This is a genomic window from bacterium (assembly GCA_018814885.1).
Lineage (GTDB): Bacteria > Krumholzibacteriota > Krumholzibacteriia > LZORAL124-64-63 > LZORAL124-64-63 > JAHIYU01.
This window is the reverse complement of the sequence record JAHIYU010000022.1, coordinates 1-7,571: the sequence shown is the minus strand read 5'-3', so window position 1 is coordinate 7,571 and position 7,571 is coordinate 1. Positions and strand designations below refer to the sequence as shown.

Annotated in this window: 7 protein-coding genes; 3 read left to right on the top strand and 4 right to left on the bottom strand. The window is 68.5% G+C overall.

Features of this window, described 5'->3' with window-relative positions; all coding sequences use genetic code 11:
- Both KJ554_01250 and preA read left to right on the top strand, forming a co-directional pair.
- Window positions 1–948: FAD-dependent oxidoreductase (locus KJ554_01250; protein ID MBU0740958.1), on the top strand; the 948-nt coding region annotated here is incomplete at its 5' end.
- Complete coding sequence (gene preA / locus KJ554_01245; protein MBU0740957.1) at window positions 935–2,326, top strand: NAD-dependent dihydropyrimidine dehydrogenase subunit PreA; 1,392 nt, start codon at window positions 935–937, stop codon at window positions 2,324–2,326. The genes KJ554_01250 and preA, both read left to right, overlap by 14 nt.
- 77 nt (window positions 2,327–2,403) lie before the next feature.
- Here preA and KJ554_01240 read toward each other — a convergent pair whose 3' ends face one another.
- A complete protein-coding gene (locus tag KJ554_01240; protein MBU0740956.1) occupies window positions 2,404–2,751 on the bottom strand; it encodes a hypothetical protein in 348 nt (115 codons plus the stop codon).
- Window positions 2,752–2,807: 56 nt separating this feature from the next.
- A complete protein-coding gene (locus KJ554_01235; GenBank protein ID MBU0740955.1) occupies window positions 2,808–3,185 on the bottom strand; it encodes a hypothetical protein in 378 nt (125 codons plus the stop codon).
- A gap of 285 nt (window positions 3,186–3,470) precedes the next feature.
- Between KJ554_01235 and KJ554_01230 the strand changes: the two genes are divergently transcribed.
- Entirely contained in the window at window positions 3,471–6,902 is a 3,432-nt protein-coding gene (locus tag KJ554_01230) for a trypsin-like serine protease (GenBank protein ID MBU0740954.1), read from the top strand.
- 13 nt (window positions 6,903–6,915) lie between these two features.
- Here KJ554_01230 and KJ554_01225 read toward each other — a convergent pair whose 3' ends face one another.
- Both KJ554_01225 and KJ554_01220 read right to left on the bottom strand, forming a co-directional pair.
- Window positions 6,916–7,125 carry a hypothetical protein gene (locus KJ554_01225; GenBank protein ID MBU0740953.1) on the bottom strand — a complete coding sequence of 70 codons (210 nt, stop codon included), beginning with the start codon at window positions 7,123–7,125 and terminating at the stop codon, window positions 6,916–6,918.
- 90 nt (window positions 7,126–7,215) lie between these two features.
- Window positions 7,216–7,571: hypothetical protein (locus KJ554_01220; protein ID MBU0740952.1), on the bottom strand; the 356-nt coding region annotated here is incomplete at its 5' end.

The window sequence follows — 7,571 nt, the reverse complement described above, 5'->3', positions numbered from 1 at the left end:
GGTCGCCGCGTGGCCGTGGTGGGCGGCGGCCCGGCCGGCCTGGCCTGCGCCCACGAGCTGCGCGTGCTGGGACACGCCGCCGTCGTCTTCGAGGCCCGCGACGTGCCGGGCGGCCTGAACACCATGGGGCTGGCCAACTACAAGGTCACGCGGCAGTTCGCGCTGAGCGAGGTGGAACCGGTGGCGCGCATGGGCATGGAGATCCGGCTCGAGTCGCCGGTCGACGCCGCGGGTCTGAAGGGCCTGCTGGACGAGTACGACGCGGTGTTCCTGGGCGTGGGCCTGGGCAGCACCTACGAACTCGGCATCCCCGGCGAGGACCTGCCCGGCGTCATGGAGGCCCTGGACTTCATCTTCCAGATGCACTTCGGCGTGCTGACCGACTGCGAGGTGGGCACCCGGGTGGCGGTCATCGGCGGCGGCAACACGGCCGTCGACGTGGCCACCGGCGCGGTGCGGCTCGGCGCCGAGCGCACGACCATGCTCTACCGCCGCACCTCCGACATCATGAGCGCCTTCCGCTACGAGTACGACCTGGCCATCGCCGACGGCGTGCGCTTCGAGTGGCTGGTGCAGCCGCTGGAGTTCCTGTCCCGCGACGGCGAACTGTCGGGCGTGCGTTGCCAGCGGCTGGAGCTGATCGGCAAGGGCCGCCAGGCGCACCTCGAACCCGTCCCCGGCAGCGAATTCGAGGTGCCCTGCGACATGGTCGTCAAGGCCCTCGGGCAATCGCCGCTCTCGAAGCTGCTGCAGGGCGTCGAGGGCCTGGACTTCGTCGAGGGACGCGTGATCATCGACCCGGCGACCGGCGCGACCTCTCTGGCGGGCCTCTACGCCGGCGGCGACTGCATCAGCAAGGGCGCCGAGCTTGTCCACGCCGTGCAGCAGGGCAAGATAGCCGCGCGCGGCATCGACCGGTACCTGAAGGAGAAACATGGGCAAGCCTGATCTCGGCACGAACGTCGGCGGCGTCCGGTCGCCCAATCCCTTCTGGCTGGCCAGCGGTCCGCCCACCAACTCCGCCTACCAGGTGCGCCGCGCCTTCGCGGCGGGCTGGGGCGGCGTGGTGTGGAAGACCCTGGGCACCGAGCCCATCGTCAACGTCTCCTCGCGCTACGGGGCCCTGGACTACGACGGCCAGAAGGTCGTCGGCCTGAACAACATCGAGCTGATCACCGACCGCACGCTGGAGACCAACCTCGCGGAGATCCGCCAGGTCAAGCGCGAGTTCCCCGACCACGCGGTCGTGGTCTCGCTGATGGTCGAGAGCAAGCCGGAGGTGTGGCACGACATCGTCAAGCGCACCCAGGACACCGGCTGCGACGGGCTGGAGCTGAACTTCGGCTGCCCCCACGGCATGAGCGAACGCGGCATGGGCGCCGCGGTGGGGCAGGTGCCCGACTACACCGAGCAGATCACGACCTGGGTCAAGGAGGCGGCCGAGATACCGGTGCTCGTCAAGCTGACACCCAACGTGACCGACGTGCGCTTCGTGGCGCGGGCGGCGCGGCGGGGCGGCGCCGACGGCCTGGCCCTGATCAACACCGTCAACTCCATCATCGGCGTGGACCTGGACTCGCTGCTGCCGGTCCCCCACGTGGCGGGCCGCGGCAGCCACGGCGGCTACTGCGGACCGGCGGTCAAGCCCATCGCCCTGCACATGGTCCACAGCATCGCCGCCGACGCGGGGATCGGCCTGCCCATCTCCGGCATCGGCGGCATCCAGACCTGGCGCGACGCCGTGGAGTTCATGCTGCTCGGCGCGAGCGGCGTGCAGGTCTGCACGGCGGCCATGCACTACGGCTTCCGCATCGTGGAGCAGTTCGTCTCGGGCCTGGAAAACTGGATGGCCGGCCACGGCTTCGCCCGCCTCGACGACTTCATCGGACGGACCGTACCCCTGGTCGGCGACTGGAACCAGCTCGACCTGAGCTACAAGGTGGCGGCGCAGATCGACCAGGAGAGCTGCGTCCACTGCGGCGTCTGCTACATCGCCTGCGAGGACGGCGCCCACCAGTCCATCGTGCACACCACCGTGAGCGAGGACGCGTACGTGGCGCGTCACGGAGCCGACGGCCCGCGGGCCCTGATGCACAGCGGCGGCTTCCGGGTCTTCGCCGGCGCCGGCGAGGGCAAGGTCAACCTCTTCGAGGTGGACCAGGACAAGTGCGTGGGCTGCAATCTCTGTTCGCTGGTCTGTCCGGTCGACGGGTGCATCGAAATGGTCCGGCAGGACACGGGCCGGCCCTCGATGACCTATCCCGAGTACCTGGCCAAGGTCGAAGCGGGCGAGATGGACAAGATCGAGCCGCCCGAGCATTCCTGAGAGCGGCCGACGACCGAGGGCCCGCCGGCAGAACAGGCGGGCCCCTTTCCGTCCGGACGACGTTTCAGCCGATCAGCCTACGACTTGCCGTGCCCGCCGCAGGCGGAGCCGCAGCCGTGCGCGGTCTTCTGCGCGGCGCAGCCCTTGGGCGACTTGCCGTGGCAAGCGGCCTCGCAGGTTTCCCTGTCGCACTTGCCGTCCTCGGCGCAGGCGCACGCGCAGGCTTCCTTGTCGCACTTGCCGTCCTTGCAGCGGTCGCTCTCGCAGGTCCCCTGGGCGCACTTGCCGTCCTCGGAGCACGTGCAAGCGCAGGCCGCCTTCGCGGCGGACTCGCGGGGATCGTCGGCGGCCGTCGCCACGCCCGTCGCGGACAGGGCGAGCATCAAGGTGAGCAGGATCAATACGATACGCTTCGTCGACAACATGTCGGCGTCCTTTCATGAGGATTCGCTGGCGCCGTCCACCACGGACGGCGCCGGAGTCAGGAAGGCACGGCCGACCGGGGAGGTGGATCGGGCGGCGTGTAGAACGCCTCGCGGGGGAACTGGTCGTCCGGACGGATCATCGCGAGCGGGTCGAGTCCCTCGAGACCGACCCCGTCGGGCGCGATGAAAACCAGGGCGCCCGACACCAGCGGGCAACGGGCGCAGCCATTGCCGCTCGCACAGGGCAGCGAAGCCTCGCGCGCGCAGCCGGGCACGGCCTCTTCGACGCAGCAGCAGCAGGCGGGGGGATGAACGGGGGCGGGGGGCGGCGGCTCGCAGGCGGCGGCCGGGACCGGCAGGACCGGCAGCAGGACGGACCAGATCGCCAGAGCGATCCGCGTCGTCGTGCTCGGAGTTCTGGGCTGAAGCGCCATGCCGTTCAAGTCCGCCTCGGAAGCCGTTGTCGGAAAGGGAGCCGGGGTACGTACGCCCGGGAGAAAGACATCAACCCCAGCGAAGCCCGTTTGTTCCTGAATGTTCTTGTCTTGACGATCGGACGGATTGCGCATGCCGCTGCGACCTCGTCCGGATGCGTCCCGATCGAGTGCTCCCCGTCTCAATTGACATCGCATGTACAGAATGATCTCCTGCCCAACACTCGAATGTGATAGACTACCCGCGGAGTAGGTAACCCGTCACTCTGGGGGGAGGTCGGGATCGTGTTCAATCGCCATATATCCGCCTCTTTCATCCTGATCTTCATTTTCACCGCACTCGCGACCGGCGCCGTCGGGCAGCCGATGCCACAGCGTCAGCAGAACGACGACGCGGAGGACGCCGCCCTGGACTGCTTCGAGTGCTCGCGGGGTGAATTGCTGACCTTCGACCTGCGCACGGGCGAGGTGTTCCGCAGAACGCCGCCGGAGGGGGTCCCCGACGTCCTGCACCTGCTCACGGAGGGCGGCCAGGGAGCGCGCGTGCCGCCGGGCGGCGACGGGACGCCGAAGGATTTCAGCTACATCTACCCGGTCTACGACACGACGGTCGGCGACTACCCCAAGCACGTGAAGATCTATTCCGAATACCTCAACGAGCACGGCGAGGTGGTCCACTCCGGATGCTCGGGCACGCTGATCGATCCCTACCACGTCCTGACCGCCGGCCACTGTGTGTACATGTTCGAGGATTCGGACGGCAACGACGTCGACGACTGGGCCTACCAGGTCCGGGTCCTGCCGGGGTTCCACTACGGCGTGGCGCACTTCGGCGAGGCCTACGGCGTCCAGCTCCACGCCTGGGCCGGCTGGACCAGCAGCGAGGACTACGACTGGGACGTCGCGATCATCGACCTCCAGTGGCCCATCGGCGCGATCGCCGGCTGGCGGGGGTTCGGCTCGGACCCGAACTGCGACTGGTACACGACCGGCTCCTGGACCCACTACGGCTACCCCGGCGAGGATCCCTACGACGGGCAGACCATGTACTTCCAGTACGGGACCTACGACGGCTGCGAGAGCGTCGGCAACGAGGTGTACTTCGACCGGGACATGTACAAGGGCCAGAGCGGAGGCGGGGCCGTGCGCGACGGGGGCGGCGTCTATGCCGTGCGCTCCAACAGCACCCTGGTCGACATCGACGACTGGGACACCTACGACACGCGCATCAACAACACCATGTGGTACGACATCACCGGCTGGATCGACGCCGACGTGCCGGGTACGCCCGACATCCAGCCCCTGGAGATCACGGTGACCGAGACACCGGTCCAGGGACAGATGTTCACCTTCGACGTCCTGGTGCACAACTACTCGAGCGTCACCGCGACAGGGAGCTGGCCGGTGGACGTCTACCAGTCCGGCGACAGCATCATCAACGGGAACGACTGGCTGCTCGGCAGCGTCGTCATCAACGGCCCCATCGGTCCCATGCAGACCGTGGAGAAACACATCGGCATCGTCCTGAACTGCTCCAGCACGACACTTCCCCAGTACATGGGCATCCACATCACCAACGCCGACGCGAATCCGAACAACAACTGGACCCAGCGCTGGCATGCGGTCGTGATCGACATCGAGTACCCGGCCGCGCCGCCGCAGCCGGTCCTCAATTCGCCTCCAGACTTCTCCCTGTGCCGCGAGCGCGACGACCTGCTGCTGTTCTGGACCGACACCGCGCCGAACGGCGACTACCAGGTGCAGATCGGCACGAGCGCCGGGACCGGTCCGGTGTACGACACCACGACCGACAACTACACCGTCTCGGATCTGATGGCCAGCACCTGGTACTACTGGCGCGTGCGGGCCCGGGACGAATGCACGGACTGGACGGACTGGACCGGCTCGTACCGCTTCCGCACCAAGCCCAGCCTCTACGAGGTGGCCGAGGCCGTCAGCCCCCCCGACAGCTCGCATTGCGTGGGCACGACCACCACCCTGCAGTGGACATCCCTGGACGGCGCCGAGAGCTACGACGTGCGGATCAGCCCGAACTGGTGCTACGAGGGCGACATCATCACCGACATCGGTTCGACCCAGTACGAGATCTCGGGGCTCGATCCGAACACGACCTACTACTGGGCGGTCCGGGGCCACAACTTCTGCGGGGACACGACCTACTGGAGCAGCGGCGGACAGTTCTGCTACACCTTCAAGACCGCGCCCGCGTCCGTCGATCCGCCGACAGGGCTCACGCCCCCCGACGGCTATACCTGCGGCCGGCCGGAAACGATGCTGGGCTGGAGCCATTGGGAGGATGCGGACCACTTCGAGGTCCAGGTGGGCACGAGCTGCGGCACCGGCGAGATCCATTCGGTGCCCGGCGGCTACAACGTCGAGGGCTTGGAGTCGGGCGTCGTCTACTACTGGCGCGTGCGGGCCTTCCACGAATGCGGCCTGATCAGCGACTGGTCTACCTGCCAGAGCTTCAGCCTCGACCTGGTCCCGCCCGACAACCCCGCGACCCTGGCCAGCAGCTCGCATCAGGCGGAAGTCTGGTCTCCGGACGATACGGTGGACGTCTGGTGGGACTGGGGCTGGGACGACTGCATCGGTTCGTGGCCCCAGTACGCCACCCTCTGGGACCGGTCCCCGAGCACGGAGCCGACCGAGCCCACTTCGTACGGCGAGGTCACGCTGGACACCAGCCCCCCGCTCGTCGATGCGCAGGATCACTGGTTCCACCTGCGGACGGTGGACTGGGCCGGCAATTTCGCCCTCGACACCATGCACCTGGGCCCGTTCTGGATCGACGCCACCCTCCCCTCGGACGTGGTGATCACCCGGGCGAGCCTGCCGGCCGGCCTCTGGGGCGACTACGGCGAGTTGATCGTGGACTGGGATCCGGCCACCGACGGCATGTCCGGCGTCGCCGGCTACTCCTACCTGCTGGCCGAGAGCGGACAGGATCCGGACGGGGCCGTCGACACCACGCTGGAGACCGTCACGCTCGCGCTTCCCTACGGCACTCGGACCTTCAAGATCGCGGCCGTCGACGGGGCGAACAACATGGGCAACGTTTCCGAGGCCGGACCGTTCCTGCAGAATCCCGCCCTGCCTGCCTTCATCGTCCCGGCGGCGGGTCAGGAAGTGGTCGAGGACGAGTCCGTGATGGTCCAGTGGGAGGAGGTCGTCCGCATCAACTCGGGTTCGCTGCACCTCTCCCTCGACGGGGGGCAGACCTTCACGCAGATCGCGTCGCTGACCGGCGACGAGGTCGAGAACGGCCTGTTCCCATGGATCGGTCCGTCGGAGACCACCGACGAGGCCGTGCTCATGCTGGACGTGGACGCCGTGGCGAGCGACTACACGGCCTGCAGCGCGCTGTTCTCGCTGCGGGCGACGACGGCCGTCGACGACGACGCGCCGCACGCCCCGGGCACCCGGCTGACGGCCATCTACCCCAACCCTTTCAACCCCCGCACGACAGTCGCCTACGCCCTCGACGCCGGGGCCCTGGTGCGCATGACGGTCCTCGACGCCCTCGGGCGCCGCGTCCGCACGCTGGTGGACTGGCAACCGCGGGGTCCGGGCGTGCATGAGGTGGATTGGGACGGCACCGACGCCCAGGGCCTGCGGGTATCCAGCGGCGTATACTTCGCGTGCCTGGAAACGCCGCAGCGCCGCGAGCTGAAGCGCATGGTCCTGGTGAAGTAAGCCCGGCGCCGCCTCAGCGGATCCGCAAACCCACCGAGAAGGCGAAGAACCCGTCCTCGCCGCTCTTGATGCGCATGGCTTCGCCGAACACGGCGAACATCTTCGGCCCCAGCTCCATGCCGCCGCCGAAGGTCAGCATGACGCCCGTCGAATCGCCCGCCGGGGAGAAGTCCCCCAGGCCGAGACCGACCCGCGCATAGGCGTTGAAGATGCGCTGCGGCATCAGTTCGAAGCGCCCGTAGGCGGGACCAGGATCGCGACGAGCAGCAGGGCCGTCCGCACCGAGATCGCTGTCATCCTCATGGCTCCTCCGTCAGGGTTCGAGCTCGCCGGCCGCGTCGATGGCGCCGGCCACGTGTCCGAGCCGCCGGTCCCGGTTGTACGCCCGCGCGCTGTAGCCGGCCCCCCTGACGTTGCCCACGTAGAAGGGGATGCCGATCGTGCCCACGAGATAGGCCGCCGGGTAGTGATCGTCCCGGATCAGCTTGACGAGCGTGTAGACGAGCGCGCCGTTGAAGAACAGGTGCCGCAGGCCGTCGTGGGTGCGCCCGGCGTAGATCTGGCCGGCGCCGGGAACCGTCGCCGACATGACCATGGCCAGCCCGGGGCTGCGGCGCGGCAGGCGCGGACCCTCCGCCGCGGCGTCCCCCAGACTCGCCAGCCGCGACG